The sequence below is a fragment of the Nocardia sp. alder85J genome (assembly GCF_020176955.2).
Classification (GTDB): Bacteria; Actinomycetota; Actinomycetes; order Mycobacteriales; family Mycobacteriaceae; genus Nocardia.
Genome location: NZ_JAIUCZ020000012.1, coordinates 126,858 through 152,259, shown reverse-complemented (window position 1 = coordinate 152,259; position 25,402 = coordinate 126,858). Strand labels below are relative to the sequence as shown.

At 69.4% G+C, this 25,402-nt stretch carries 26 protein-coding genes; 18 read left to right on the top strand and 8 right to left on the bottom strand.

The features are described 5' to 3' along the window. Positions 1–264: 264 nt before the first annotated feature. Together LBW94_RS36125 and LBW94_RS36120 are read right to left on the bottom strand one after the other, a co-directional pair. On the bottom strand, positions 265–741 hold the full coding sequence (locus tag LBW94_RS36125; RefSeq protein ID WP_225058443.1) for a DUF4254 domain-containing protein: 477 nt from the start codon (positions 739–741) through the stop codon (positions 265–267). Positions 742–743: 2 nt separating this feature from the next. After that, positions 744–938: a hypothetical protein gene (locus LBW94_RS36120; RefSeq protein WP_225058424.1), complete on the bottom strand. Its 195-nt coding sequence runs from the start codon at positions 936–938 to the stop codon at positions 744–746. A gap of 513 nt (positions 939–1,451) precedes the next feature. Between LBW94_RS36120 and LBW94_RS36115 the strand changes: the two genes are divergently transcribed. From LBW94_RS36115 to LBW94_RS36070, 10 genes are all read left to right on the top strand, one after another. Next, positions 1,452–1,793: a helix-turn-helix domain-containing protein gene (locus tag LBW94_RS36115; protein ID WP_225058425.1), complete on the top strand. Its 342-nt coding sequence runs from the start codon at positions 1,452–1,454 to the stop codon at positions 1,791–1,793. A 72-nt stretch (positions 1,794–1,865) separates the two neighbouring features. Then, complete coding sequence (locus tag LBW94_RS36110) at positions 1,866–2,339, top strand: hypothetical protein (protein ID WP_225058426.1); 474 nt, start codon at positions 1,866–1,868, stop codon at positions 2,337–2,339. Further along, on the top strand, positions 2,336–3,466 hold the full coding sequence (locus LBW94_RS36105; protein WP_225058427.1) for a tyrosine-type recombinase/integrase: 1,131 nt from the start codon (positions 2,336–2,338) through the stop codon (positions 3,464–3,466). Before LBW94_RS36110 ends, LBW94_RS36105 begins: the two co-directional genes overlap by 4 nt. Next, entirely contained in the window at positions 3,463–4,842 is a 1,380-nt protein-coding gene (locus LBW94_RS36100) for a hypothetical protein (RefSeq protein WP_225058428.1), read from the top strand. Before LBW94_RS36105 ends, LBW94_RS36100 begins: the two co-directional genes overlap by 4 nt. A 374-nt stretch (positions 4,843–5,216) precedes the next feature. Continuing rightward, complete coding sequence (locus LBW94_RS36095; protein WP_225058429.1) at positions 5,217–7,061, top strand: hypothetical protein; 1,845 nt, start codon at positions 5,217–5,219, stop codon at positions 7,059–7,061. Further along, entirely contained in the window at positions 7,049–7,831 is a 783-nt protein-coding gene (locus LBW94_RS36090; RefSeq protein WP_225058430.1) for a hypothetical protein, read from the top strand. The genes LBW94_RS36095 and LBW94_RS36090 overlap by 13 nt, the downstream gene beginning before the upstream one ends. Positions 7,832–8,313: 482 nt before the next feature. Continuing rightward, complete coding sequence (locus tag LBW94_RS36085) at positions 8,314–9,522, top strand: hypothetical protein (protein ID WP_225058431.1); 1,209 nt, start codon at positions 8,314–8,316, stop codon at positions 9,520–9,522. A 196-nt stretch (positions 9,523–9,718) separates the two neighbouring features. Further along, entirely contained in the window at positions 9,719–10,039 is a 321-nt protein-coding gene (locus tag LBW94_RS36080) for a hypothetical protein (RefSeq protein ID WP_225058432.1), read from the top strand. Next, complete coding sequence (locus LBW94_RS36075; RefSeq protein WP_266272988.1) at positions 10,036–11,937, top strand: tetratricopeptide repeat protein; 1,902 nt, start codon at positions 10,036–10,038, stop codon at positions 11,935–11,937. The genes LBW94_RS36080 and LBW94_RS36075 overlap by 4 nt, the downstream gene beginning before the upstream one ends. Positions 11,938–12,106: 169 nt before the next feature. Beyond that, a complete protein-coding gene (locus LBW94_RS36070; RefSeq protein WP_225058433.1) occupies positions 12,107–12,706 on the top strand; it encodes a hypothetical protein in 600 nt (199 codons plus the stop codon). 14 nt (positions 12,707–12,720) lie between these two features. Here the strand turns inward: LBW94_RS36070 and LBW94_RS36065 are convergent, their stop codons facing one another. From LBW94_RS36065 to LBW94_RS36055, 3 genes are read right to left on the bottom strand one after another with little or no spacing between them, the layout of a single operon-like run. Next, positions 12,721–13,170, bottom strand: a complete 450-nt coding sequence (locus LBW94_RS36065; protein WP_225058434.1) for a hypothetical protein — start codon at positions 13,168–13,170, stop codon at positions 12,721–12,723. Next, positions 13,167–13,643 carry a hypothetical protein gene (locus LBW94_RS36060; protein ID WP_225058435.1) on the bottom strand — a complete coding sequence of 159 codons (477 nt, stop codon included), beginning with the start codon at positions 13,641–13,643 and terminating at the stop codon, positions 13,167–13,169. The genes LBW94_RS36065 and LBW94_RS36060 overlap by 4 nt, the downstream gene beginning before the upstream one ends. Before the next feature lie 50 nt (positions 13,644–13,693). Beyond that, positions 13,694–14,281 carry a MucR family transcriptional regulator gene (locus LBW94_RS36055; RefSeq protein ID WP_225058436.1) on the bottom strand — a complete coding sequence of 196 codons (588 nt, stop codon included), beginning with the start codon at positions 14,279–14,281 and terminating at the stop codon, positions 13,694–13,696. 100 nt (positions 14,282–14,381) lie between these two features. On the opposite strand from LBW94_RS36055, the gene LBW94_RS36050 reads away from it, so the two are divergent. From LBW94_RS36050 to LBW94_RS36040, 3 genes are all read left to right on the top strand, one after another. Further along, entirely contained in the window at positions 14,382–14,513 is a 132-nt protein-coding gene (locus LBW94_RS36050) for a hypothetical protein (protein WP_255634400.1), read from the top strand. 133 nt (positions 14,514–14,646) lie between these two features. Continuing rightward, positions 14,647–17,019: an FxSxx-COOH system tetratricopeptide repeat protein gene (gene fxsT / locus LBW94_RS36045; RefSeq protein WP_266272984.1), complete on the top strand. Its 2,373-nt coding sequence runs from the start codon at positions 14,647–14,649 to the stop codon at positions 17,017–17,019. Between the two features lie 858 nt (positions 17,020–17,877). Next, positions 17,878–18,081, top strand: coding sequence for a hypothetical protein (locus LBW94_RS36040; RefSeq protein ID WP_225057030.1), 204 nt, complete (start codon positions 17,878–17,880; stop codon positions 18,079–18,081). Between the two features lie 209 nt (positions 18,082–18,290). On the opposite strand, the gene LBW94_RS36035 is transcribed toward LBW94_RS36040, so the two are convergent. The 3 genes from LBW94_RS36035 to LBW94_RS36025 form a co-directional block, all read right to left on the bottom strand. Next, positions 18,291–19,592, bottom strand: coding sequence for a methyltransferase domain-containing protein (locus LBW94_RS36035; RefSeq protein WP_225057029.1), 1,302 nt, complete (start codon positions 19,590–19,592; stop codon positions 18,291–18,293). Between the two features lie 269 nt (positions 19,593–19,861). Continuing rightward, positions 19,862–20,086 (bottom strand): hypothetical protein, encoded by a 225-nt coding sequence (locus LBW94_RS36030; RefSeq protein WP_225057028.1) that lies wholly within the window; start codon positions 20,084–20,086, stop codon positions 19,862–19,864. Next, positions 20,086–21,432: a helix-turn-helix transcriptional regulator gene (locus LBW94_RS36025; protein WP_225057027.1), complete on the bottom strand. Its 1,347-nt coding sequence runs from the start codon at positions 21,430–21,432 to the stop codon at positions 20,086–20,088. The genes LBW94_RS36030 and LBW94_RS36025 overlap by 1 nt, the downstream gene beginning before the upstream one ends. Before the next feature lie 313 nt (positions 21,433–21,745). On the opposite strand from LBW94_RS36025, the gene LBW94_RS36020 reads away from it, so the two are divergent. Genes LBW94_RS36020 through LBW94_RS36000 form a run of 5 tightly spaced genes read left to right on the top strand, consistent with a single transcriptional unit; the run spans position 21,746 to position 25,370 of the window. Further along, positions 21,746–22,990, top strand: coding sequence for an ATP-grasp domain-containing protein (locus LBW94_RS36020; RefSeq protein WP_225057026.1), 1,245 nt, complete (start codon positions 21,746–21,748; stop codon positions 22,988–22,990). Further along, a complete protein-coding gene (locus tag LBW94_RS36015) occupies positions 22,987–23,625 on the top strand; it encodes an HAD family hydrolase (RefSeq protein WP_225057025.1) in 639 nt (212 codons plus the stop codon). Before LBW94_RS36020 ends, LBW94_RS36015 begins: the two co-directional genes overlap by 4 nt. Beyond that, positions 23,607–24,176, top strand: coding sequence for an AAA family ATPase (locus LBW94_RS36010; RefSeq protein ID WP_225057024.1), 570 nt, complete (start codon positions 23,607–23,609; stop codon positions 24,174–24,176). The genes LBW94_RS36015 and LBW94_RS36010 overlap by 19 nt, the downstream gene beginning before the upstream one ends. After that, a complete protein-coding gene (locus LBW94_RS36005; RefSeq protein WP_225057023.1) occupies positions 24,163–25,002 on the top strand; it encodes a TauD/TfdA family dioxygenase in 840 nt (279 codons plus the stop codon). Before LBW94_RS36010 ends, LBW94_RS36005 begins: the two co-directional genes overlap by 14 nt. Beyond that, a complete protein-coding gene (locus LBW94_RS36000; RefSeq protein ID WP_225057022.1) occupies positions 25,002–25,370 on the top strand; it encodes a hypothetical protein in 369 nt (122 codons plus the stop codon). Before LBW94_RS36005 ends, LBW94_RS36000 begins: the two co-directional genes overlap by 1 nt. The last annotated feature ends 32 nt before the right edge of the window (positions 25,371–25,402 follow it).

Here is a 25,402-nt window from a genome sequence, read left to right as displayed (position 1 = left end):
GGGCCTGCGACCACCGGCAGGATTCCGGCGTCGTCATGGGCACGACCATCGACACCGGGTGCCGCCTCGCCATCCGATGAGACACGATGTTTCCCGACTGTCGGCCCGGACGCGACTGTCACGGCGGGAGTCTCCGGCCGGAGGCCGCGCTGTGCGTGGCCTCCACTGGTGATCCCAGGCGGGCACGGCTGTATTCCACTCGGGCACAAGGGGTTCGGGCTGGTCGGGGAGGAAGATCGCGGGGGGCTCCGCGGTCCACCAGAGCTACCAGCATCTGGATCGGGCGCCTGCCGCGGCGGTGATCTCCCAGGGTTGGGCCAGGGGTAGGCGACGGCGGCCGGATTCCACCTCGGTCACCAGGTCGTGGTAGCCGTCGGTGAGTTCGGCCAGATAGGTCCAGGCGGAGTGGACCAGGGGGTCGGTGGCGGTGGCGGACAGCAGCAGGCGCCAGGCGCGGACCTGGGTCTCGGCCATCCGGTCCAGCACGGAACTCAGCGATTCGGTGTGCAGGTAGGCGGCGCTCGGGCGGCGTGAGTAGTTGATCGCCACCCAGTGGTCTATCTCGCGCATCAGGGTGCGCCGGGCGTACTCGAGGGCGGGCAGGTCGGGCGGGGCGGCGGCCAGTCCGGCCCGGTGCAGCCGGGCCAGGCGGTCGACGGCGGGCAGGATCGGATGGCTGTCGTGGGCATCGACACTGCCGCAGCAGGCGGCGATGACCAGGCCCTTGGCCGGCAGTCGCATGGTCACCACCCCGCCGCGGCGGTCCGGGCCCAGGTCTGCGGCGGGCAGACCGTCACCAGATCGAAGTCGTCGCAGACGAGTTCGGGCCGGTTGTCCACGTGCGACAGGTCGAAGACGACGATCGTCGCGGCGTCCAGTCCGGCGGCGAGGCCCAGCGCGTAACCGACCGGATCGGCGTGATCGATCGGAGGCCGCACCGTATACAGCAGGCGATAATTATTGCGCCAGGCATATCTCCGAATCTCGAGGGCATGCCGTTCGGCGTCCGTACCGGATATATCGGTGCGCACGAAACCGACCGCGCGCTGCCGGATCGGTCCGGTTCCGGCGGCCGCGAGCGGCGTTAGCGGAGCCATTGCGGTGGCAAACTTCATTATTCGAAATCCCCCGTTCTGAATATTCAACCTCGGAGTGTTCGGTGACCGGCGGGCAGGCGACTCGACACGAGAAGATTTTGGAGAAAACCCTTGGCTCGCAGCCGAAGTTGTCGTACCTTTCGTGGCAGAGGGTGTTTCGAGGCCCCGACACTGCAGCACCACCCGGCCGCCGGTACCTAGCAGACCACGGCCGGGACGAAAAAACCAGCGGAATTGGAAATTGGATGGAAGTCGTGCGAAACCCCAGGATGCCACTCGATTTGCTGCAGCTAGGGAATGAATTCTTATTGTGCGGTGGGCCGATTTTCGAATATTCACTTTCCAGGGGGCACCATGGCTGTCAAGAGGGACGAGATCCCCACGTCGACCCTGCCCCGGCGGCAGCTGGGGCGATTTCTGCGCGATGCGCGCACAGCAGCGGGAATGACCATCATGCGGGCGTCCGGCCTGGCCGATCTGAGTCCCGCAGGGCTGCAACGGATCGAGTCCGGGCGCGTCCAGAAGGTCCGTAAGCAGGACGTTCGCGCGCTGTGCGAGCTCTACCACGTCGGCGCGCGCGACACCCGTCGCGCGGTCACACTCGCCGAACAAGCACGAGAAAGGAGCTGGTACCACGATTTCGGAAACCTCTTCGACGAGACCAACCGCATTTGCCCGCGAATTCGCCCCCCGTAAGGTGTCAGTTCGTCACTCTGGCACGCTGTTCCGCCGGATCGGTACCGTCGTGCCGGGGCGGGGGTGGCGGCGATGACGTCTGGTTCCCGTGGGGGCCTCGTGCCGCTGGTGCCCCCGATGCCCGTGGTGGTCCCGGCCGGGGTGACCGGGCTGCCGCTGCCGTCGATGCGCCCGGCGCGGGAGAGCGCCGCGGTGTACTCGGTGCGGCAGATCGACTGCGATATGCGGGTGCATGCGCGGCACCTGCTCGACGCGCTGGGGTGGCGCAGGGGGGATGCGGTGCAGTGGCATGCCCGCGGCGGCCTGCTGCTGGTCACCTCGTCGCCCGGTGACGCCGGGGCCCTGGGCGCGTCGTCGGGACTGGTCGCCGACGGGAAGATGTACGTGCCCGCCAGGGCCCGCTCCGCCGCGCAGCTCGAGCGCGGCGACCGGATGCTGCTGGTCGCGGGATTGCTGCCAGGGATCCTCGCGGCCGTCCCGCTCGGGGCGCTCGACGAGATCCTGCTCCCCCACCTCACCCGGGCAGCGGAAGGAAGTGCGCCGTGACCGGCTCCGGCGTGCGGCCCGGCGAGATCGCGGCGACCGGCCCGAGCGAGGCGACCGGCCGGGTCCTGACGGCGCTGCGGGTGCTGCGGAGGCTGGATCTGACCCCGGCCGATCTGCTGGCCGCCGATGTCGTCCTGCCGCCGATCCCGACTTTCGGCCAGTACATTCCCGAGGTCGAGGCGGCGATGGTGATCGCGCCGAGCACACGGGTGTCCTACCGGACGTACTACCGGAAACTGCTGGCCTACGAGTGGGGCGACCGGCGCATCGACCAGCCGACGGTGACGGAATTGCGGACCTTCGTCGAATGGTGCCGGACCACCCGCGCGGTGCGCCGCAGCGACCGCAACGGCGCGGGCACGGCGATCCACTGCGTGACCGCGCTGCGGTATCTGTACGCGCGGGCGGTCGAGGAGAAGTACCTGTTCCCGGAGGACGATCCCAGCGCCGCGCTCGTCAAGCCCCGGCAGCTGCCGTCCAACCGCCGCGCCCTGCCCGAGGAGCTGCTGGCCCGTATCGTCGAGGCCACGGCGAACACCGGCGACGATCCCCGGCTGGATTCCCTGCTGCTGCGCCTGCATCTGGAGACCGCCTGCCGCCTCACCGCGGCGCGGCGGCTGCGGCCGCAGGATCTCGACCCCGACCAATGCCTGATCATGTTGCGGGAGAAGGGCGGGGTCTTCCGCTGGCAGCCGGTCTCGCCGACGCTGATGACGCTGCTGTGCCAGCACGGTGACCGCCACAGCGTGCCACCGCAGGCGCAGTTGCTGCGCCTGCGCAACGGAGCGCCGATGAGCCGGAACCGGTACCAGTACTGGTGGACCAGGCTCGGGACGATCTTCCCCACAGTGCAGTCACAGGGCATCACCACCCATTGGCTGCGGCACACCACGCTGCGATGGGTGGACCGCAACTTCGGACCGGCCGTGGCCAAGGCGTACGCCGGGCACACCGACGGCTTCCGCTCCGGCTCCACCGGGATCTACACCCGCGCGGGCATGGACGAGATCGTCGAGGCACTCGTGGCACTGTCCGGCGAACCACATCCGCTGTCCGGGCGCACCGGCGGCCTGTCGTCACAGTCGCTGCTGCCGTCGCTGGTCCGGCCGGAATCGAGGATCCGATGACCACCGAGCCCGCCTCCGCTGCCGACCCCGCCCCGGACCGGGCACCGAGGATCTCGCGCCGTGCCGGGCGGGCCGGCAGCGAGACGCCGCTGGCCGCGCGGGTCGCGCAGGCGAAGGCGGCCATCGGTCTCCAGTACGACCCGGCGCTGTACGAGCAGATGTCCGACGCCGAGATGGCCGCGGAAATAAAGGTGTACGAATGGATGCGGGCCAAACGCCGTGGACAGACGAAGCGGGTGTTCCGCTGGGACCTGGCCGTGGAATACGCCGACCGCAGAGCGCAGGCGCGGGCCCGGCGTGAGGACGCGGACGAACAGCGCTGGCACGCGCGGGCGGCGGCAGCGCGGCAGCGCGGTGAGAGCCGGGACGCGCAAGCGGCCACCCTCCTGCGGCGGACGACGGCGATGTCACGGAATCTGCGGGCCGTCGTGGCGTTCGGGCTGCTCTGGTCGGGGATCAACGTCGGCCGCAACCTGGCCCCCGCCGCCGACGGCGGCAGCCCGACCTGGTGGGTGCTGTGGGCGCTGAGTTTCTTCCTGGAAGCGATGATCTCGATCCCGCTGCGGGAGATCATGACCCAGTCGACCACCGCGGCACAGCTGCGCACCACGACCACCGCGGCACAGCCCCGCACGGGGATCCTGGTCTTCGAGGTCGGGCTGCTGCTGGTGACCGTCGGTCTCAACGCCGGGCCGCACATCGCCGCGGGGGATCTCGGGCGCGCCGCCGAAGACGCCGTCGCGCCCACCATGGTCGTGGTGATCCTCTGGGTACACAGCTGGCTGGCCGCACGCTACGGCATGCTCCTCGACGGCCTGTACGCCGACGCCCGCCCGGACCCGCACCGTGCCGAGGGCATCCCGGACCCCGGCGAGGCACGACCGCCCGAGATACACGGCAGCGGCGGTGATCCTGTGAAGGACCGCCCGCCGGTGATGCCACCGCCGTACCTATCGGCGGCCGCCCCCGACCGCACAGCATTGCCGCCACCACCGATGGCGACCGGGCGGCGACTCAGTGAAGTCCCTCTCGACGCGGAGGACACTCCGGATCTGACTCTGCCCCGGCAACGAGTCCCGGACTCCGTGCGTGCAGGCACCCGGCCGGACTCGGCCGGTGATTCGGGCAGCCGGTATCAGCAGATGGCCGAACAGATGGTGCGGCACCGGGTCACGAAACTCGGGGTTGAGCAACTGATGACGATTTTCGAATTGGCCGAGCAGGGGATGGCACCTGCCACCGTCGCCACCGAAGCCAGCATCCTCACCCGCAGCAATATCGTCCGCTCGACGGTCGACCGGGTGATCGACAAGGCCCGACCGTACGGTCTTCGTGTTCCGGGCCGGGGGGAGGTGATCGCTGTGCGTACCGCTTGAGCGTTCACCGGGCGGGGTCGTGGCCTTCATGCCCGAAGGTCCACGGCCCCACCCGGATACGACCCACAACACAACATGAGGGCCCTCAGCGGTAACTGAAGGCCCGAGCACCCGAAGGCGCAGCTAAATTGCCACTTAGCAGCTCCCACGGTAGCGCACGCCTCGAGACAGGTGCAACCACCGCCGGCCACGGCACCGCACCGGTATCCACGGGCCCCGCACTACCTGGACTCCCCGAAACTCGTTCCCTGCCCGCCGATCCGGTCCGGGAGGCAGCCCGCGTCTGGGCGCGGCTGGCGCCGCTGGTGGCGGCACGCCGGTCGATGCGCCTGTGGTGCCCCGACCGGGGCGTATTCCGCGAACGCGCCCAGCCCTTGACTGGCCGGCTACCCGCCGCGCCGGCCGCTGTTCCGCTCTACGCACTGGGTGGCACGACCGGGCTGATCGGCCTGGATTTCGATGCCAAACACGCCGGGCCCGCCGCGGTCGCCGCGGACGTGCGCCGTTGTGTGGACTGGATCCGCGACTGCGGTGGACGCGTCGTCGTCGACCACAGCACCAGCGGCGGGCAGCATGTACTGCTGCCGTTGCCGATCGGTGCCCGCCTCGGGCGGCCCGAGCTGGAACCGCTGCTGCGCCTGCTCGCCGAGCGGCTGCCCACCTTGGACATCACCCCGATGCTCAACGTGGCGACCGGATGCCTGACACCGCCGGGGTCACGGACCCGGGAAGGGGGCGTCCGCCACCTCACCGGCGGCACCCTCGACGACGCGGTCGACACCCTCACCGCGCGCTCAGACCACGGCACTCTCGGCCGCCTGCGCACACTGCTCACCACCGGCGACCGCGTATCGAATCACCTCGGCGGCACGGTCGTTCACGAACCGCGCGCGGCGCGCGCGGTCGCGCACCCCGCGCCGCGCACGCCGCGCGCGACACCACCGGACCACGCTCACCTGTGGGAAGAGTCCGGGGACCGTGCGCGGTTGCGCGCGCGGTTGCGCCAGCGCACACCGATTCCGCGCGCGGTGCGCGCGTTCGCGGTCGACGGCATCCCCGACGACCGGTGGCGGGCACCGGACGGCCGCCTGGATCGCTCGGCCGCCCGCCAGGCCGTCCTCACCGCCGCGGTCTTGCGTGGCATGAGCCTGGCCGACATCCGTGCTCACCTCCCGGCCGCCGGTGGCGCCTGGACCGGGTTCGCCGCCGCCTACCACCGTTACGGCCGTGGCGCCGACGACGCGTTACGCCGCGACTGGAACACCGCCTGCGACTGGGCCTCCCGCAACGCACCCGAATTCCTTCCCGCCGCGCACAAGATCACAGAGCACACAGGGGGGTACGGGGGCAGGAGGCACGAAAAACAAACCAGATGGCTTTCTTCCGCGACGGTCTGGGTCGACGCCCAATGGCCCCGCTCCGCGCGGCGCTGGAGCGTGCTCGCCGTCCTGCAAGCCCTCGCCCACGCCAGCACACTGACCGGCAGAACCGTCCGGGGCGTACCGGTGGTCGAACTCGGCGGCCGGTCACTGTCCCTCATGGCATCCATCCCGGAAACCACCGTGTGGCAGGTGCTGCGCGACCTCCGCGAACTGCCCGGCGCGCCGATCCTGCGCACCCGCCGCGCCGCGGGCGTGCTGGCCGACCAGTTCGCGCTCGTCACACCACGCCTCGGCGGCAGACGCATCCGCGTCGACCCGGTGCACCGTGACCGTGTCCGGGTCCGGCCGGTCCACCCGGCCTGGACCGTGCTCGGGATGCATTGCCGTCGCCTCGGCGAACTCATCCTCATCCAACAGATGAGCTCCCCCGCCGACGCGATCGCCGCCGCCGGCATGAGCCGCAGCGGCGGATACGCCGCATTGGCCAGACTCGCCACCGCAGGCCTGATCAGCCACGTGCGCGGCCGCATCACCGCGGGCCCGGCAACTCTCGACGACATCGCCGCCGCGCACGGTCTCTCCCACGCTCGGACCGACCGCATCGCACGCCACCGGCAGCAACGCATGCTCTGGCACGCATGGCTGAGCACGCACTTCGGCCTCCACACCGACCCCGGGCAACCACACACCGCCCCAGCGCACACCCCGGCCTCACCGCTGAACCACCCCGAGAACCGACCACTGACCACCGTCGGTGCCCCGACGCCATCGCCGCCCGAAACCGGCAGTCCTGCAATCACAACCAGTCCAACCAGGAGAACACCATGGACAGAATGACCGAGGACGGCCTGCACGCAGCAGCCGTGCGAGTGCTCGTCCCCGACCATCCCGATCTGGCCGGGCAGTTCGGCCGCGCCATCGAGTTCGGCGCCGTCCTGCGCCACGCCAACGACGCCGAGACCGCAGACGAGGAACCGTGGCGGTTGCCGGATCAGCTCGTCGCACCCGAACTCGAAGCGGCACTGAATGCGATCGTGCTGGACTGGCGTTTCGACATCGGCAACGACCAGGCACCCACCCAGATCGAGGTGACCCATGCCGGGATCGGGCACATGGGCCTGTACATCGCGACCGCGACCAGGACCGACCTGTCGCTGTTGCGCGCCGCGCTGAACATGATGATCCAGGCCGAGAACACCCCGCCGTCACCACAACTGCCCGCGCTGCGGGAAGTCGCCCACTTCGTCGAGGCCTGGCGCGAAGCCGACGAAGCAGACGACTACGACGTGTCGTTGACGGCCTGGCAGACCGTCGTGCAAGTGCTGACACTCGCGATCGCCACGGCACCGGACCGCACGGGCGAGCGCCCCACGCAGCTGTACAACTCGGAGGGGATCTTGGTGCCCACGCCGCCCACCGACGGGTCCACGCCCGCGGGCGACACCCTCACCGTGTTGGATCGGATCGACGCCGGCGACGGCCGAACCGCCCACCTCGACGATGCCGCGTGGCGTGCCTGGCAGCGACTCACCGCCGAATGGCACGGTGCCGTCTACGCAGGCAGGGCCAACGACCCGGACGCTGTCTTAAGTTCGTTCGCCTACTGACGTGGGGTCGTGGTCGGGGGAGCGGGCGCGCCGGAAGTTCGATGTGTTCCTGCAACGCCCGGCCACCCGCCGCATCCACGCCTGGGAAGCTGATCATATCGAGGCGCCGGTGCGCGTGGATGTCGACGGGATCCTGGTGAATAACTGGGTGACCTGGTTCGTCGACACCAGCCACGATGTGATTCTCGGCGCGGTGGTGACACCGCGGACCCCATCACGGGCAAGCGTCCTGGACGAACTCGACTCCGCTTGTCCCGCGGGCAGGCCGACCTCCGGCAGCGGTCGACTGCAGGGTGTTGTCAATAGATCCTTACCGACGCCTCACCCGGGGCGGGTACCGCGGGCGGGTTGCAGCCGGTCGCCGCGGTCGGCTGAGTGTCGGAAAACGTGTCGACCGGACCGCATGGGCCTCCAGCGGTCAGATCTCCGATCCGTTGTGGACTCTGCCTCTGAAGTGACGTGGGCTCATTACTGTCTTCGCTGTGTTCGACATCGCTGATCGCAGCCCCGACTACGTCTTGCGTTGGCCACGGGAGCTTTTCGTCTTGGAGGCGAAGGCACTGCTGGCCGCCGCGCCGTCAACAAGCAGTACGAGCGGGACGTGGACGGACGAAGTCACCCTTCTGCTGTCCGAAGCTTTCGCTTCCGAGACTCCTGAGCAGGACTTCAGGAACGTGGACTCCGGATCGCCGACATCAACGGCCTGGGCCGCGCCCGCGGATGATCCGTGGGCGACAGCTCCTTCCGGAAGCCGGAAGTCGGCATTTCCCGGTCGGGAGTTCCTCGAAGAGCTCGTCGCTGCGGCGGCGACGTTTCCCGAGCAGCATTCACCACGGTCCTACTACTCGAAGCGGATGGCCACCGCGGTGACCATCGGCCCGCCGGAGCGGGATATCGATGCGGCGCAACGCGAGTGGCTCGCTGCGATCTACGAATTCCAGCACCGTGGGTATCTGGGAAAAGCAGCGCCGGACCCGTGTGTCGATGACGACTATCCCGGAGTGAATCCCGACGACGTTCTCGACACCATGATCGCCGACCGGATCGGGAGCCGAGGGCTGTGGTCACCACGGCCGCCGAGCTGGGAAGAGGCGGCGTTTTTCGACCTGGTCGAAATCTTTCACGACCTGGTAGCGCGGCCGCGACGACGTCATCTCCACAACTTCGGAGGATGTGGTTGGCACTACTCGGTGTTCACGCCGAGGCCCGCCCAGATCCTCTACAGGTGGACCGTCAACCGCATCCTGGCCCGCAACGGCATCGAACTGCGCCTAGCCAAGAGCGGGGAGGACGTCGGGCGTCTGGTAGGAGAGGCCCACGACGCGCGCTCGGATCTGATCGAGGCCGCCCTGACCGCCCCCGATCCAACCCGAAAGAATTCCGTCGCTCACGCCATCGCACTCTTCCGAAGTCGCAGTGCAACAATCGACGAGAAGCGCAGCGCCTGTGTCACCCTGGCCGGTCTCCTCGAAGAACGCCGCGGTCTACTCAAAAAGGAGCTGCTCAGCACTGACGAAGGCGACCTCTTCCTGGTCGCGAACAAGTTCGGCATCCGCCATCGCAAGGCCGACCAGAAGAAGGCCTACGACGCCGCCTATCTGGATTGGATCTTCTGGTGGTACCTGGCGACGAACGAGCTGACCGACAGGCTTCTGGCCCGTCAGACCGGAACAGCACCGCCCAAGGCGTAGCAGGGGGGAGGACCTAGTTGCCAGTGCGGCTGGGATGGTGGTGTGGATGCTGGAGTTGTAGCGTCGCTCCGCTTCTCGGCGATGGTGTCATCGAAGAGTCGCGCCGATATAACTGTCGCGGTGTCGCCGGGCCGGCTGTGGTCGGCTGGGCGTAGTGCAGGGGAGTCGTGTTGCCGGATGAGAAGGGGGGTTGTCGATGGCTGGGGCTGTGACGCGGGTGGTGGTGCCGACGGTGTCAGCGGCGGTGGTCACCACGGGGTCGGCGGTGGCGGTGAACTATGCGACCGGGCCCGGCCCGGCCCGCTGGTGGTTGTGGGTGATCGTGGCCGCGTTGACGATGGTCAGCGCCACAGTGTCGCTGTGGTTGTCTCTGCGGCAGAACACCACCACGACACCGAAACCCGCTGACCGTGCATCGGGTGGCGGCCCGGTGGTCTCCCAGCACGCCGAAGTGAAGGGTGACGGCAATACCACGATCCAGGCCGGTGGTGACGTCGATCGGCGGTCGGCGCGATGATCTTCGGCCGCAAACGCCCACCGGCCGGTCAGGCCTTGCCACCGGTCACGCAGAGCGTCACGGTGAAAGGCAAGGGCAACACCACGATCCAGGCCGGCGGTGACGCGGTGGTGCTACCGCAGGCCTTGGAGCCGGTCGCCGAGGTCGACGCCCCACCGGGGTTGCGCAATCTGCCGGCACGGCCGGGGGTGTTCGTCGGGCGCACAACAGAATTGGCGCGGTTGGACGCGGTCTTGTCCGGGCCCGTCCCTACCGGTGGAGTGGTGGTGCAGGCGGTGCACGGGCTGGGCGGGATCGGGAAATCCACGCTGGTCACGCACTGGGCCGCGACCCGCCCGCACGGGTGTGCACCGGTGTGGTGGATCACCGCCGACAGCCCCGCCGCGGTCGAGCAGGGCCTGGCCGATCTGGCGGTGGCGGTGCAGCCACTGCTGGCACGGGTACTACCGGCAGAACAGCTGGCCGAGCGGGGTGCACAGTGGCTTTCCACCCACACCGGGTGGCTGCTGATCCTCGACAACGTCACCCGGCCCGGTGATGTCGCCGCCGTGACCGACCGTGTGACGGTGCGCGGGGGCCGGGTGGTGATCACCAGCCGGGCCGCGACCGGCTGGCGGACCGCCGCGGTGATCCGCCTCGACGTCCTCACCCCGGGCCAGTCGCTGGAGTTGCTGACCGGCATCGTCACCGCCGCGGGGCCCCGCGACCTCGACGGCGCAGTGGATTTGTGTGCAGAGTTGGGGCAGCTGCCGCTGGCGGTCGAGCAGGCCGCCGCCTACCTGGCACAGAACCCGCTCACCACCCCCCGCACCTACCGGGAGTTGCTGGCCCGGTATCCGGCGCAGATGTTCGGCGAGGGCGGGGTCGACACCGCCACCGGACGCAGCATCGCCCGGGTCTGGTCGGTGACCTTGGACCGGATCACCGTCACCCATCCCGCCGCGGTCGAGGTGTTGCGGGTGCTGGCGTGGTACGCCCCCGACGCCATCCCCGTCACCCTGCTGGCCGGGGTGGCCGACCCGCCCGCACTCGACGCCGCGATCGGTATCCTGGCCGCCTACAGCATGATCACCACCGACCCGGTTACTGCCACCGTCTCGCTGCACCGGCTCGTGCAAGCCGTCGCCCGCACCCCCGACCCGACCGGTACCGATCCCCACCGTGCACCCGACGCCGTCGACCGGGCCCGCGACCACGCCACCACCACCCTGTATACCGCCATCCCCGACACCATCGACAACCCCGCCGACTGGCCGGCCTGGCGGAACCTGCTCCCCCACATCGAAGCCCTCACCACCTACACCCGCCTCGACACCGACACCCGCACCACCGCAACCCTGCTCCACAACACCGCACGGTTCCTCAACGACCAAGGGCGACCCGACCAGGCCATCCCCCTGTTCGAGCGGACCCTCACCGACCGGGTGCGGGTCCTCGGTGACGACCACCCCGGCACCCTGACCTCCCGCAACAACCTCGCCGGCGCCTACTACGCGGCCGGGGACCTCGGCCGTGCCATCCCCTTGTACGAGCGGACCCTCACCGACCAGGTGCGGGTCCTCGGCGACGACCACCCCGCCACCCTGACCTCCCGCAACAACCTCGCCTACGCCTACGAGTCGGCCGGGGACCTCGGCCGTGCCATCCCCTTGTACGAGCGGACCCTCACCGACCGGGCGCGGGTCCTCGGCGACGACCACCCCGCCACCCTGACCTCCCGCAACAACCTCGCCGGCGCCTACCAGGCGGCCGGGGACCTGGGCCGTGCCATCCCCTTGTACGAGCGGACCCTCACCGACACGGTGCGGGTACTCGGGCCTGGCCACCCGCATACGGCGAGCGTTCGCGCCAACCTCGCCGTCGCCATCGCAAGGTTGGAATCAAAGCCATCCCCCTGATCGGTCTCCGATCCGGCACTGACTTGTCAACACCGTCGACACGGTGCATCGGGTTGCCCGATAACCTCTGTTATCGGGCAACTTTCGGTAGAAGGGAAGGAACGACCTGCCCGGACCTGACCCGGCGGGAATCGTTCGTTTCCTGGTTATCGGGCAACTTCGGTGTGGGGTGGATTTCGAGATAGCGACGGCCCGGGCCAAGGCGCGGACCACGTCGGCGGACAGTCTGGAGCGGTGCGGCTGGCGGGCGTCGGCGATCCGGGATCACCGGTACAGGTACGAGCTGCCGGGCTGGTACCGCAACCGCCGGCGCTGCCACTGCGGGTGCGGCGGGAAGATCTCCCACGGCGGCGCCGCCAACGGGCTGGCGCTGACCGGCGGGCGCGAGATGTCGATGCAGCGCCGGGTCCTCACCGGCAAGGTCCGCTCCCCGGCCGAGACCGCGCGCCGCCGCGCGGTCTTCGAAGCCGAAGTCGCCGAGGCCCGGGCCCGCCAGCAGGACCGGACCGGTCATGGTCGACGAGCTCGCCGCCCGCCGCGTAGCCCGGCGGCGGCGGACACCCGGCGGCCGCGACTTCCTGCGGGACCTGTTCGAGTGACCGGCGACGACGCCGGGCCGGTGCCGCTGGCCCGGCACATCGAGGACTTCCGCCGACACCGGAGACACCGGCGCGATGACGAACCTCGCGATCCTGCTCAAACGGAAGCCGAAGCCTTGGTGGCGCAGGTGGCCGTAACAGGCCTGGCCGCTGCACTGCGTTCAGCCTGACCGTCGAAACTTATCTAGGATGTGAACCCTATCGGCGTTCGGCGTCGGGGAAGCTTCGGTGACAGGGCGTCGATCACCACGGATCCGGCGTCCCACGACCGCCGCATCCGGCCGAGCATCTGATCGTTGCGGTCCAGGCCCGCAGCCACGACGCCCCGCAACTCCTGGATCACCACCCGGAGATCCGGTCGAACTCGGCGTACGCAGCATCGCAACGCTTGCAAGCTTCGGCGATCTTCGCCACGTTCCCCATCTTTCTGCACCCAGGTGAGGCGCCGCTTTGCCGCCGACCCCCGCCGGCGCGCCGCGGCCTGCTGCTCGGTGAGGTCGGTGCCGCGCACCTTCGACACCGTGCCCTCGGCGTCGCTCACCGACGCAAGTGCCCAGAACTGGCTGTATTCCCGGCCGGCGACCTCGATCAGCGCATCGACGGCGGGGATGCCGGTAAACTCCGGCTCGTTCATGAGTGCTGTCCTTCGGCCAGTTCGGCGGTGAGTGAGTCGCACTGGGTTTGCGGCACTTCCACGGCCATGTTCGGGTTTCCGTTCAGCTCGGCGTCCCACAAGTCGACGGGCACGACCAGAACGTACGCGTCGGGCTGCTCGTTGTCCCAGACCCCGTGGGATTTCAGGAACTCCTCGACTCCGGGAGCATCCTCGATGTCGGGGACGTAGTTGAGCGCCGATCCCCACTCCATCCCGGGGGCGTCGGTGGGCGAGCCGAGAACGACGAGGCGGACAGTGCTCATGATCCGGTGGCTCCTCTGGTGCGCGTGGATGGCGATTTCTATCAGTTCCCGCCGCGCCTTCGCGGCGGCGTGTTTGTTGCCGGGCCAGCGGGTTTCGCCATATCGGGCGACGGCGGCGGCCAGCGTCGGTTCGAGTCGGACTTCGTACTTGTCGCCGATCGCCTTACGCCCCGGCTTCGAATAACGCATGCGTTAATTGTGGAGCATGGCGTGCACCGGCGTCAATGAAAACGCATGCGTTAATTCCGGGAACGGTGAGGGGCCGGGCCCCGCCCGCGGGGTTCCACCCCGGCCGCGGCCATCGCCGCGCGCACAGACTTCTCCGACAGGTCCAGGTACCGCATCATGTCGCGGATGGACCACAGATCCTCGTAATAGCGTTCCCGCACCCAGCGATCCAGATCGCCCACGCGGGCGCGGGCGGCGTCCTCACGTGCCCGCGCTCTCCCCGTGGCCCGTGCGCCGCGCGCACGCAACTCCTGCGGGCGCATCGTCCGGCCCCTCACCACCTCCGTGGCGGCCACGTGGTTCTCACTTGCCATTCGCACCAGGCGATCGGTGTTCTCGGTACCTCGGGCCACGGCCGTACGGCGCCACTTCTCCGACAGTTCGGCCGAGCACAACGGCATCCCCGACCGCATACCCCACCGTTCCCGATAACCTGCGGCATCGAGGCCGTGCTCCCGCAGATGCTTCCCCAGCACCCGCCTCCACCGCCCGCATTCCAGGCAGCGGATGCGATCCCAGGTCCGCCACTGCGATTCGGGCGGCAGATCGCCGGGAGGCACCCAGCTGTCACCAGCACGCGGCACGTCGAGCGCGGACATACAGACTCCTTCGAGAGCGGGGAAACCGCAGCCCCTCGAAGGGTCGATCAATGACACCAGGATACAAACCCGTAGCGCCTGCCGGCCGCCGAGCCTGCTCGTGCTCAACGACCTGTTCCAGCAAGACATCCCGGTGAAGATCCTGCACGGCATCGGCGAGCACACCCAGCGCAGCCTCATCCTCGACCTGGCACTCGCGCTGGCCGAGGACCGGAGCCGCGTCGTCCACTGAGAGCCGGGTGGAGCGTGTTTGTCGCGTCGGGAAGGTCGGTATCCCGCCCGGCGTGTGCGGTGGATGCGCGGGGGTTCGAGGAGCAGTTCGTGGGTGTCGTGACGTTGCGGTCGTGAGCGTCGATACTCGGGGCGTGGACATCGATGGTGCCGGTGGGGAACCCGGCAGGGGGGATCTCGTGGTCAACGCCGCCGGGGCGGTGATCGGCGGGATCGGTGACAACAACACGCAGGTCAACCATTTTCACAGTGGCCCCCTACGGCCGATCGCGGACGTCGGCGCACCGGCGGGGGTGGATAACCTGCCGTTGCGGGCGGAGCGGTTCGTGGGCCGCGCCACGGAATTGGATCGCCTCGACACGATCACCACCGGTAGCGCCACGGTGGTGGTGCATGCGGTGCACGGGCTCGGCGGGATCGGCAAGAGCGCCCTGGCCGTCGAGTGGGCCGCCACCCGGCCACACGGGTGTACCCCGATCCGGTGGATCACCGCCGCCGGCCCCGGCGAGGTCCAGCAGGGACTGGCCGGCCTCGCCACCGCCCTGGAACCGGAACTGGCGACGGTGCTGCCGGTGGAGCAACTCGCGGCGCGGGGAGTGCAGTGGCTGGCCACCCACACCGGATGGCTGCTGATCCTCGACAACGTCGACGACCCCGCCGACATCGCCGAGATCCTCGCCCGCACCACCGATTCCGGCGGCCGGATCCTGATCACCAGCCGCCTCGCCACCGGATGGCGCCACGCCACCATCGTCTCCCTCGACATCCTCACCCCTGCCGAATCACTGGACCTACTGTCCGGGCTGCTCACCACCGGCGGGCCCCGTGACCTCGACGGCGCCACCGAGTTGTGCACCGAACTGGGGCATCTGCCCCTGGCCGTGGAACAGGCCGGCGCCTACCTCGCCCACAACCCCGCCACCACCCCCCGCGACTACCTGCGCCTGCTCACCGGGTATCCCGCGGCCATGTACCGGCGGGCCGGGGCCGGCACCGGCGAGCACCGCACCCTGGCCCGGATCTGGCGGGTCACCTTCGACCGGATCACCGCCCGGGAACCCTTCGCGGTCGATCTGCTGCTCACCCTGGCCTGGTATGCCCCCGACACCATCCCTATGTCCTTGATCAACGAGCTGGCCGACCCACCGACGATCAACGCCGCGCTCGGGATCCTGGCCGCCTACACCATGATCACCATCGACCCCGGCAGCGCCGCGGTCTCGATCCACCGGCTGGTCCAAGCCGTCGCCCGCACCCCCGACCCCACCGACACCCACCGCCGCCCCGACATGATCGACCAGGCCCGCGACCGCGCCACCACCACCCTCACCGCCGCCCTCCCCGCCACCCTGGACGACCCCGCGACCTGGCCGGTATGGCGCACCCTGGCACCCCACACCGAAGCCCTCGCCGACCACACCGCGGTCGGCACCGGCACCACCGAGACCGCAGCCCTCCTCAACGAGATCGCGATGTTCCTCACCGGCCAAGGCCTCCCCGGCCGCGCCATCCCCCTGCACGAACAAGCCCTCACCGACCGCGAACGCATCCTCGGACCCGACCACCCCGACACCCTCGGATCCCGCAACAACCTCGCCACCGCCTACCAAGACGCCGGGGACCTCACCCGCGCCATCGCCCTGCACGAACAGACCCTCACCGACTACGAACGGGTCCTCGGACCCGACCACCCCGACACCCTCACCTCCGGCAACAACCTCGCCTACGCGTACCGAGCCGCCGGGGACCTCACCCGCGCGATCGCCCTGTACGAACAGGCCCTCACCGACCGCGAACGGGTCCTCGGACCCGACCACCCCGACACCCTCACCTCCGGCAACAACCTCGCCTACGCGTACCGAGCCGCCGGGGACCTCACCCGCGCGATCCCCCTGTACGAACAGGCCCTCACCGACCGCGAACGGGTCCTCGGACCCGACCACCCCGACACCCTCACCTCCGGCAACAACCTCGCCTCCGCCTACGAATCCGCCGGGGACCTCACCCGCGCCATCACCCTGTTCGAGCGGACCCTCACCAACCGGATACGGGTACTCGGCGACGACCACCGCGACACCCTGCTCTCCCGCAACAGCCTCGCCGGCGCCTACAAATCCGCCGGGGACCTCACCCGCGCGATCCCCCTGTACGAACAAACCCTCACCGACCGCGAACGGGTCCTCGGACCCGACCACCCCGACACCCTCACCTCCCGCAACAACCTCGCCAGCGCCTACCACTCCGCCGGGGACCTCACCCGCGCCATCGCCCTGTACGAACAGACCCTCACCGACTGCGAACGGGTCCTCGGCACCGACCACCCCTCCACCCTCACCTCCGGCAACAACCGCGCCACCGCCTACCACTCCGCCGGGGACCTCACCCGCGCCATCACCCTGTACGAACAGACCCTCACCGACTGCGTGCGGGTCCTCGGTGAGGCGCATCCGACGACGGTGACGGTGCGGGAGAACCTTGCCACGGCGGTCGCCGCGCAGCGGGAGTGACCGTGCCGCCGACACTTCAGTGGATAACCAGTCTTATCCAGTGAGATGGCCTCCGATCTCAGTGGATGACGTCGATTGGGCGGGGTGCCCGCCGGGCCGGAAACTCAGTGGATAAGAAGGAGGGGTGGCCGATAGGCGACCGGACCGCCGATTTCACCCGCTTCGTCCATCTGCCGTGGGGCTACGTCGCGGCCGGGCGGCGAGTCTGCGGGGTGTGCTCGTGCGGGTACATCACCGGCCCGCGTGTGGACAAGGCGCGCGCGCAGGCCGCCCTGCTGACCGAGCACGGCTACACCGCGCCGGTGTGCGCGCTGTGCGGCACCGACCATCACCCGGCCCCGGGCCGCGACTGGGGCCGGCTGCGCCACCGCGACGTCGAGGTCCGCGACGTCGAGACCGGCGGCACGTTCCTGGTGTGCCGGGGCGTGCTGCCGTCGCGCCGCAACGGCGCCGACCGCCGGCGGCGGGAGTTCGACACCATGGTCGCCGACAAGCTCGGCGCCGACCCGCCGGGCACGGGCCCCCTCAACTCGAGCCCCGACCGGTGCCACCGATATCCGCCACAGCCACGAGTGTCCCCCGCTCGCAACATCATCGGAGAAACACACCTCACGTGGCAGCCGGACAACAACCCCGGCCACCGGTACTCAGCACCGTACCTACCAGTGGGACATACCATCACCGCAGTTCAGCCCCCAACACACCGAGACTGTCGTTCAGGACGGCCAGCATGCACCGTATCGTCCATGGCACGGCGCCAGCCACCGCGGACAAGCGCTGGTGCGGACGGAACGGACGCCGGGGATGTCGTTGCCGGGGCTGGGCGGACCGGTGCGGACTCGATCGTGAGGAGGGGTATTGGACGACGAGGAACTCATCCCGGGCGTCACCATCGGTGACGCGCTCGAAGCATACGGACGGATCGCGGCGCAGCGTCATCCCGGCGATCCGGAAGCGGACTGGGCTCGCCTCCGTCAGCGTGTACACCGCACGTCCACGATGCCCTCCGGTTGGGCTCTGTGGATCCAGTTGCAGTGGAAACGGATTCACCGACAGCAGTAGGCACCGACAAAGAGACGATGACGAATCGATCCGAGGCCGGCACGACCGATCGTCGGCATTGCGGTGCCCCGGAACGGAAACCGGACCTGTCCCGTGTGGCGGGGGAAACTCAACCAGGCTCTGAAGGACTATGAGGTGGTGGCGCGGTTGGTCATTCGATCTCCCTGGTTGGCAGCTGGATCGGTGCGACCGTGAGGGATCGCGTTCGGTCACGCCTCGTCGTCCAGCGCTGCACGGATCCGTGCCGCGAACTGCCTCATCTCGGTGTCGCTGTAGTCGAGGATGCCGTTCGCCGCGTCGACGGCGTAGAGCTGCTGGCGGGCATAGGGCACCCCCGGCGGCAGCGGGGCGATGTGCCAGTGGACATGCGCGTTGCCGAGCTTGGCGCCCAGCGACATCACATACGTCCGCTCCGGACTCGTCACCGCGGCGACAGCGCGGGCGACCCGGTGCACCACCGATTGCAGGCGCAGGTACTGCTCGGTGGTGAGATCACCCACCACGTCCTCGACGTGGCGGCGCGGCACCACCAGCACGTAGCCGGGCAACGTCGGGTACCGGCTCAAGAACGCGACGTGCTCGCCGTCGTCGAAGACCGTGTGGTGCTCGTAGCCGGGCTCTCCAGCCACGAACGCGCACACGAAACACCGCTGTGCCCGCACCCGCCGTTCATAGCCGGCCAGATCCATCGGCACACGCCGCGCCTCGAGATCACCAACGCCGTCCGTTTGAGCCGCTTCGGGTTTCACCGCGATCAGATGCGCGAAGCGGGCCGTTTCGACATAGGGGTCCCGGTCGGCGAGCAGATTCTCCAGCCGTAACAGCTGGGCGAAGAACTGCGGATCGTGTTTGGCGTCGTCGTCGCTGATCAGATCGCACACCGTGCGCACCCCGTAACGGGCCGGTCGCCTCAGCCCGGCGGCGACCATATCGGCGGCCAGTTCGGCTGCGGTGATGGCGTCGATCTCGGTGTCGTAGGTGACCGACGTGCGGGTTCCCGCGTCCAGCAGCCGCACCGCCTCGTCCAGGTCCCCGCGCCGCACCGCCGCGGTCAACGGGTCGCTGGCGGGGTTGGGCACGAGCACCGACAGCAGTCCGCCCGCCCGCAGCGCTGACACCATCGCCCTGAGCGCTTCGGGCCGGTCCGGCACGTATTGCAGCACATTGTGGGCCATGACCACGTCGTAGGAGTCGCGCGCCGTCACAGCGCCCAGGTCGGCGATGTCCGCGCACCGGGTCGCGATCAACTCCACGCAGCCGTGCGCCGCAGCCAGAGCAGTGGCCTCCTCGAGCGAGGCCTGCGACGTGTCGACGACAGTGACATGGTGGCCCAGGTCGGCCAAGCGCACCGCGTCCAAGCCGTTGCCGCCGCCCACGTCCAGCACCGTCAGCGGACGGTCCGGCAGGTGGCGGGCGAGAGTGGCCGTGACCTGCTCGTAACGCAGCCGCCCCCACGGCGTGGCCTGGTAACCGCGGAAAGCGTCCAAGTGCTGATCGAATGCCGAGACCATATGACCCTTCCTACCCGAAACCCACTGTCGCCGACCATGAATCACTCAGGCACACGATCCAGGAGGATTCGCTACTCTGGGTCATGCACGACCGACACGCCGGAATGCACCTGCGCCCCGCAGGCAACGGATCCGATGGCCACGGTGTCGAGATCGCGGCAACATCACCGGACCGTGCGATCCGGCTGCAGCAACGCGTCACCGACCTCCACACGAGCAACAGGATCGCATCCTGAGCCCGTGACTGACCACAACAGCCCGTTGCCGCCCTACACGATCTTCGCCTCGATCAGCAGGCGCCAGATCTCACCCTGGTCGACGAACTGGACGCCGAGCTTCTGCGCCTTGGTCGGTTTGCTGGCGCGACGCCGGCACCACCTGGCCGGGCCACAGGCGACGGGATATGCATCGACCCGGCCAGCTGCTGTCCCCATCCGGGCATCCCAGTTCACGAGCAGCCGTGCCCAGGCCGAACCGACACTGTCGGCAGACATCACACAGATTCGCCGAAAAGATCAGCGAGCAGTCGTGCAGCCTGTGATCGAGGTGCCTGCTGTCTGATACTGCTGCCGGTGGCGAGTACTTCGCCGGCGAGCCGAGGTGAGCCGTACGCGTCGGCGACCGCGGCGGTGGCGAGGACGATGTCGGTGGCGCGATCGTACTGACGGCCCGCGGTTAGTGCGGCGGCCAAGCCGATGTCGGCGAATCCCCGCGACAACGCGTAGCTGGGGTCGAACAGATCGACGCAGCGTTGGCCCGCGTCGATCGCTTCGGCTGCGAGCCCGAGTTTGGTGAGGCTTTCGGCGGCGAACCCTGCGGACAAGGCCGGGTCGTAGACGTAGCTGGGCAGCGTCGCTGACGGTGCGGAATCCAGGGCGGTGCGGGCGTCATCGAGCACGGTCAGGCATTCGCGCGTGTCACCGAGTTCGGCGTGAGCCTCGGCGGCCATGTCCCGGCTGTAGGCGTAGAGGTACTTGTCGCCGGCCCGTGCCCGGGCCCAATATGCTGCAGTCACAGCGTGATCGAGTCCCGCATGGGGGTCATCGTCGCGGGTCGCGGCCAACGACATGTTGCACAGCACCAGCGCTTTCAAGGCCGGGTTTCCCGCATCCTGAGCATCTTTGCGCGCGGACTCGTAGTAGCTGGTGGCCTTCGGATAGTCGCCGGAGTCGTACGCCATCCAGCCCAGTGTGCGCGACAGCGCGCCGCGGACACTCAACAGCCGCGGCCGTAACGTATCCGGGCAGTCGCGCATCAGCGCTTCGATGATGTCGGCTTGCCCTTGACGCACGGACAACACCGCTTTCGGGCCGAATTCCTCGTATTGCCGGGCAACGGCGTCGAGCACGGTCTCGATACGGTCGATCGCCGCGGCGTCGGCACGATTGGCCAGCGCGTATACGAGGTGTTCACGGACGGGTTGTTCCAGCGCCGCCAGCAGCGACGCGGCCGGGAGTGTTCCGGCCACACCGAGCAGTCGCATCACCTGCCGTCTGTTCACGGACAGCCACCTCTCCAGATCGGAGTCGAACTCGGCCCCCAGCAACGCGGCAACCGGCGCCACCGGACTGGGCCTCCCCGCGAAGATACCCCGCCCGGCGGCCACCGCGGGGTGTTGCACCACGATCGCATCGTAGGCAGCCAGAAGCGCGCCGCCGGCAGCCACGGCGTTGTCGGCGGCGACCCAGAAACTGCGGGGCGGATGGAAGCGGCCCGCTTCGACGTGGGTGATGTAGGTGCGGTGAACCTGGCAGGCGTGCGCGAGCGCTTCCTGGGTCATGCGTCCGCATGCGTCGCGCAGCCGTTTCAAGGCGGCGCCCAAGGCGCCCGGATCGTCCATCGCGACTCGCCCCCTGGTCACGTGTCATCTGCTGGATGTCCACAGTAGCGCTGCCGGGCCCGGACAGGTGTGCAGATGTGAGAACCAGGGTGTTCACGTGGTTCACGTCGCGGTTCACCTCGTCCACTGGATGCAGCACAACCGTTTTCGATCGGCGAGGTGCCGCTATGCAGACAGGAAATCGAAGCCCGGCCCTGGTGACCGGAGCAGCGGGGTACACCGGATCCCCGTTCGTGATGATGCTTCGCACGCTCCCAGGCGCGCGCCGGCCCCGGATCGCTGAGGCGTATCCGGTGGGTGGCGGTGAGCGGTGGTGAGCGCGACGGTGCTGGTGATCGGGCACAATTCGGGGCTGCTGGACGCGCTGGCACGCATCGGCACCGGCGGCGCGCGGGTGTGCCTGCTGGTGGAGCCGTCGGTGGCGGCTGCCTATCCTGGCGCGTTCGAGCATCCGGTCGTCGCCGAGATCCGCACGAGCCGTTACATTTTCGACGACGAGGCTGTCGAGGTGGGGTTGGCGTGGCATGCCGAGGTGGGGTTCGATGCGGTGCTGCCGGGCAAGGAGTTCGGGGTGCGGGCGGCCGCAGCGATCGCCGCCGCAGCCGGGCTGGGGTACCCCGGCGACACCGCGGTGGCCGCGTGCACAGACAAGTTGGTGTTCCGTCGTCTGCTCGCGCAGGCCGGGTTCCCGACACCTCGGTTCCGGCCGGTGACCGGTCCTGGCGAGGTCGCCGACTTCGTCCGCGACGGTGGCGGGCGGGCGGTGGTGCTCAAACCCCGTAATCGCAACGGGTCGCTGGGTGTCCGGTACATCGGCGCGGCCGGCGAGGTCGATCGTGCCTGGGCGGAATCGGTGGGGGCCGACGAGGGCCTGTACAAGCCGGTCGACCGTGACATTGCCGTGTGGTTCACCTATCTGGCCGAGCAGTATCTGGCCGGGCCGGAGTTCTCGGTGGAGCTGCTGGTGGCCGGTGGCGAGGTCGTGTTCACCAATATCACGGAGAAAGCGGTGGGCCGGCTGCCGTGGTTCCCCGAAATGCGGCATCGGGTCCCCGCGGTTGTTCCGGGACCGCTCGGGGCGGCGCTGACCGCCAGCGGGCGGCGGCTGGCTGCGGCGCTGGCGGTCGACAGCGGGTTGCTGCATTCGGAGTGGAGAGTCGACCAGGGGCGGGTGTACCCGCTGGAGTGCGCGTTGCGGTTTCCCGGCGATCGGATCGCGTGGCTGATCGAACTCGCGTACGGCATCAATCTGGCCGAGCAGTGGTTGCGCTGCCTCGGCGGGATACCCACCGCGGTCACCGCCGTAGCGCGTCGGCACGCGGCGACGGTGTTCCTCGACACCGCGCCCGGTGCGGTGGTGGCGGTGCACGGGGCCGAGCGGTTCGCCGCCACGCATCATCCACACGAATTGTCGCTGCCACACGTCGGTGATCGGCTCGGCGAGGCGCGGGATTCGCATTCCCGCGCGGGGTTCACGGTGGTCGACGGTGATGACCGTGGCGCGGTCGATGCGGCGATCCGCGACTTCACCACCGTGACCGTGGAGACCCGGCCGTGACCGGCGGCGACGGCATCGCCGCGGTCGTGCTGGACTGGGACGGGGTGCTGCGTCACTGGGACGGTCGCGGCGAGCGCGACGGTGAACACGCCGAAGGCCTGCCGCCCGGCGCGATCGCGCACGCCGCGTACGGCACCGACGCCTACGAGTACGCCAAACTCGGCATCTACTCCGATCGACAGTGGCGCGAGGAGGTGGCCGCCGCCTTGGCTGCGCGGTTCGACGGCCGTGGACGCGAAGCGGTGCGCCGGTGGCGCGCAGACCGGGGCCGGGTCGTGGACGGGGCTGCTGTGCTGCTGGACCGGTTGCGGCAGAAGTACGCGGTGGCACTGCTCAGCGACAGCACCGACATCCTCACCGACGACCTCGAAACCTTCGGCCTCGCCGGGCATTTCGACCACGTGTTCGTGTCTGCGCAGCTGGGGATGACCAAGCCGGCGCCGGTGTTGTATCGGCACGCCGCGGCTGTCCTCGATCTGGCTGCGGCGAGGATTCTCGTCGTCGATGATCTCCCGGTGAACCTGCCCGGCGCGGCCAGTATCGGCATGGCGGTGCGGCATCTGCCGGCGGGATCACCGCTGTCCCGACTCGTCCACGACCTGTTACAGGAGGAACATTGCTCTGCGTCTGGCTGAACGGCCCCTTCGGATCCGGAAAGACCTCTGCTGCCGGCGAACTGGTGGCCCAGCGGCCGCGGTGGCGGCTGTTCGACCCGGAGTTCGTCGGGTTCATGCTCCGGTCCCAGCTCACCGATGTCCCTGTCGGTGATTTCCAGGATTACCCGTCGTGGCGGCGGCTGGTCCCGATCGTCGCCGACGAGATCGCCGCGGCCACCGGCGACAACCTCGTGATCGTGCAGACGGTCACGAACCGGGAGTACTGGGCCGAGCTGGCCGACGGGATCGGCGGCCTCGGTCACACGGTGCGCCTGGTCCTGCTCGATGCCGACCCCGCCGTGCTGCGCCGGCGCATCAGCGAGGACGAAGTCCTGCACCGCGCCGCCGACTGGCGGCTGGCGCATCTGCCCACCTTCGCCAGGGCCCGCGAAAAGTGGGTGGCCGAGGAGGCGGACCTGGTGGTCGACACCACCTCACTGAGTCCGCGCGCGACCGCCGCGCGCATCGCCGACGCGATCCGCGACTGGGCACCCGACAAACCCGACGGAGACCCTCATGACCTCAGTTAGCTTCCTGCACACCGATTCCCGCACATCCGAAGTCCCGATCACCGCCTGGCACACCGGGACGCGTGCTCCGGTGCAGCGGCTGCGCAGCGCGTGCCGCACGCACGGCTTCGCGGTGTTCACCGTCGCCGACCCGGCCGCGCCGGCGCGGCAGATCCTCACCGAGGTCGCCGACCGGCTCGACCTGGGCGCCATCCACATCCCACCGGTGTATGCGCCCGAGCCGGGCCGGTTCGGTTACAGCACAGACGGTTTCAACACGATCGCGCCGACGGTCACCGCCGACGGTCACCGGTATTTCGGGACAGGGGCCGCGCAGGGGTTCCACACCGACGGCACACTAGAGCCGATCGGGCTCGTGGCGACCTCGCTGTTGTGGTTCGAGCGTGCCGCACCCGGCGGCGGGCACACCACGATCTTCGACGCCGTCGCCGCCTACACCCACCTACGCTCCACCGACCCGGCGCTGGCGCAGTCGCTGACCGGTATGGACGCGCTGACCCGGGTGGCGACCGCGTTCACCCCGCCACGCAAGGCGACAGGCCCGGCGTTCGCGCAGATCGGCGGGCGGTGGCGGACTCGGTGGGCCGACGACGGCACCGAAATCTGGCAGCTGGCAGGCGATCTCGGTGCCGTCCGGGCGGCGGCGGTCGAGTCGATGCGGCGACTGTCGCGGCCGGGCAGCCCGTTTCGCCACGAGCTGCCGATCCCGTCGCGAACCGGGCTGGTGCTGTGCAACAGCGTGGTGGCGCACGGCCGTACCGCGTTCTGCGCCGGGCCCGGCGGGCGGCTGCTGATCCGCGGTCTCTACACCCGCGAGGTCGCGTGATGAGCAGTGCCGCAACACTGCTGGCGCGCCGCCGGGACGGGGGCGTCGAGTTCGGGCGCGAGGAGTTCGCGGTGCTGTTGGCGCCGCAGCGCCCGGATGCGGTGGTGGCGTCGATGCTGACCACCCTGGCGATGAGCAGGCACTCCGACACGGAGGCGGCGGCGCTGACCGCGGTGTTCGCCGGGATCGACGCACGGCCGATGGGTGTGGCCGCGCAAGCGCTGGCCGCTGTCCACGGCCCGGCCTGCGGAGTCACGCTGCTCACCGAACCCGGCCGGACCTGCACGGCCGGGGAGCCGGTGCTCGCGGCGCACGCCCCGACCACGGCACCGGTGCGGCCGTGGCCGTGGCCGTGGCCGAGACGCTAGTGCGTGCGTGCCGGTTTCACGATTGAAAGGTG

Coding starts and splice junctions, on each gene's coding strand:
- LBW94_RS36025 (WP_225057027.1), bottom strand. CDS start 21,432: ATGGACGATCCGGGCGCCTTGGGCGCCGCCTTGAAACGGCTGCGCGAC.
- LBW94_RS36115 (WP_225058425.1), top strand. CDS start 1,452: ATGGCTGTCAAGAGGGACGAGATCCCCACGTCGACCCTGCCCCGGCGG.
- LBW94_RS36055 (WP_225058436.1), bottom strand. CDS start 14,281: ATGTCCGCGCTCGACGTGCCGCGTGCTGGTGACAGCTGGGTGCCTCCC.
- LBW94_RS36075 (WP_266272988.1), top strand. CDS start 10,036: ATGATCTTCGGCCGCAAACGCCCACCGGCCGGTCAGGCCTTGCCACCG.
- LBW94_RS36125 (WP_225058443.1), bottom strand. CDS start 741: ATGCGACTGCCGGCCAAGGGCCTGGTCATCGCCGCCTGCTGCGGCAGT.
- LBW94_RS36000 (WP_225057022.1), top strand. CDS start 25,002: ATGAGCAGTGCCGCAACACTGCTGGCGCGCCGCCGGGACGGGGGCGTC.
- LBW94_RS36065 (WP_225058434.1), bottom strand. CDS start 13,170: ATGAACGAGCCGGAGTTTACCGGCATCCCCGCCGTCGATGCGCTGATC.
- LBW94_RS36110 (WP_225058426.1), top strand. CDS start 1,866: ATGACGTCTGGTTCCCGTGGGGGCCTCGTGCCGCTGGTGCCCCCGATG.
- LBW94_RS36005 (WP_225057023.1), top strand. CDS start 24,163: ATGACCTCAGTTAGCTTCCTGCACACCGATTCCCGCACATCCGAAGTC.
- LBW94_RS36100 (WP_225058428.1), top strand. CDS start 3,463: ATGACCACCGAGCCCGCCTCCGCTGCCGACCCCGCCCCGGACCGGGCA.
- LBW94_RS36090 (WP_225058430.1), top strand. CDS start 7,049: ATGGACAGAATGACCGAGGACGGCCTGCACGCAGCAGCCGTGCGAGTG.
- LBW94_RS36080 (WP_225058432.1), top strand. CDS start 9,719: ATGGCTGGGGCTGTGACGCGGGTGGTGGTGCCGACGGTGTCAGCGGCG.
- LBW94_RS36030 (WP_225057028.1), bottom strand. CDS start 20,086: ATGTCTGCCGACAGTGTCGGTTCGGCCTGGGCACGGCTGCTCGTGAAC.
- LBW94_RS36035 (WP_225057029.1), bottom strand. CDS start 19,592: ATGGTCTCGGCATTCGATCAGCACTTGGACGCTTTCCGCGGTTACCAG.
- LBW94_RS36060 (WP_225058435.1), bottom strand. CDS start 13,643: ATGCGTTATTCGAAGCCGGGGCGTAAGGCGATCGGCGACAAGTACGAA.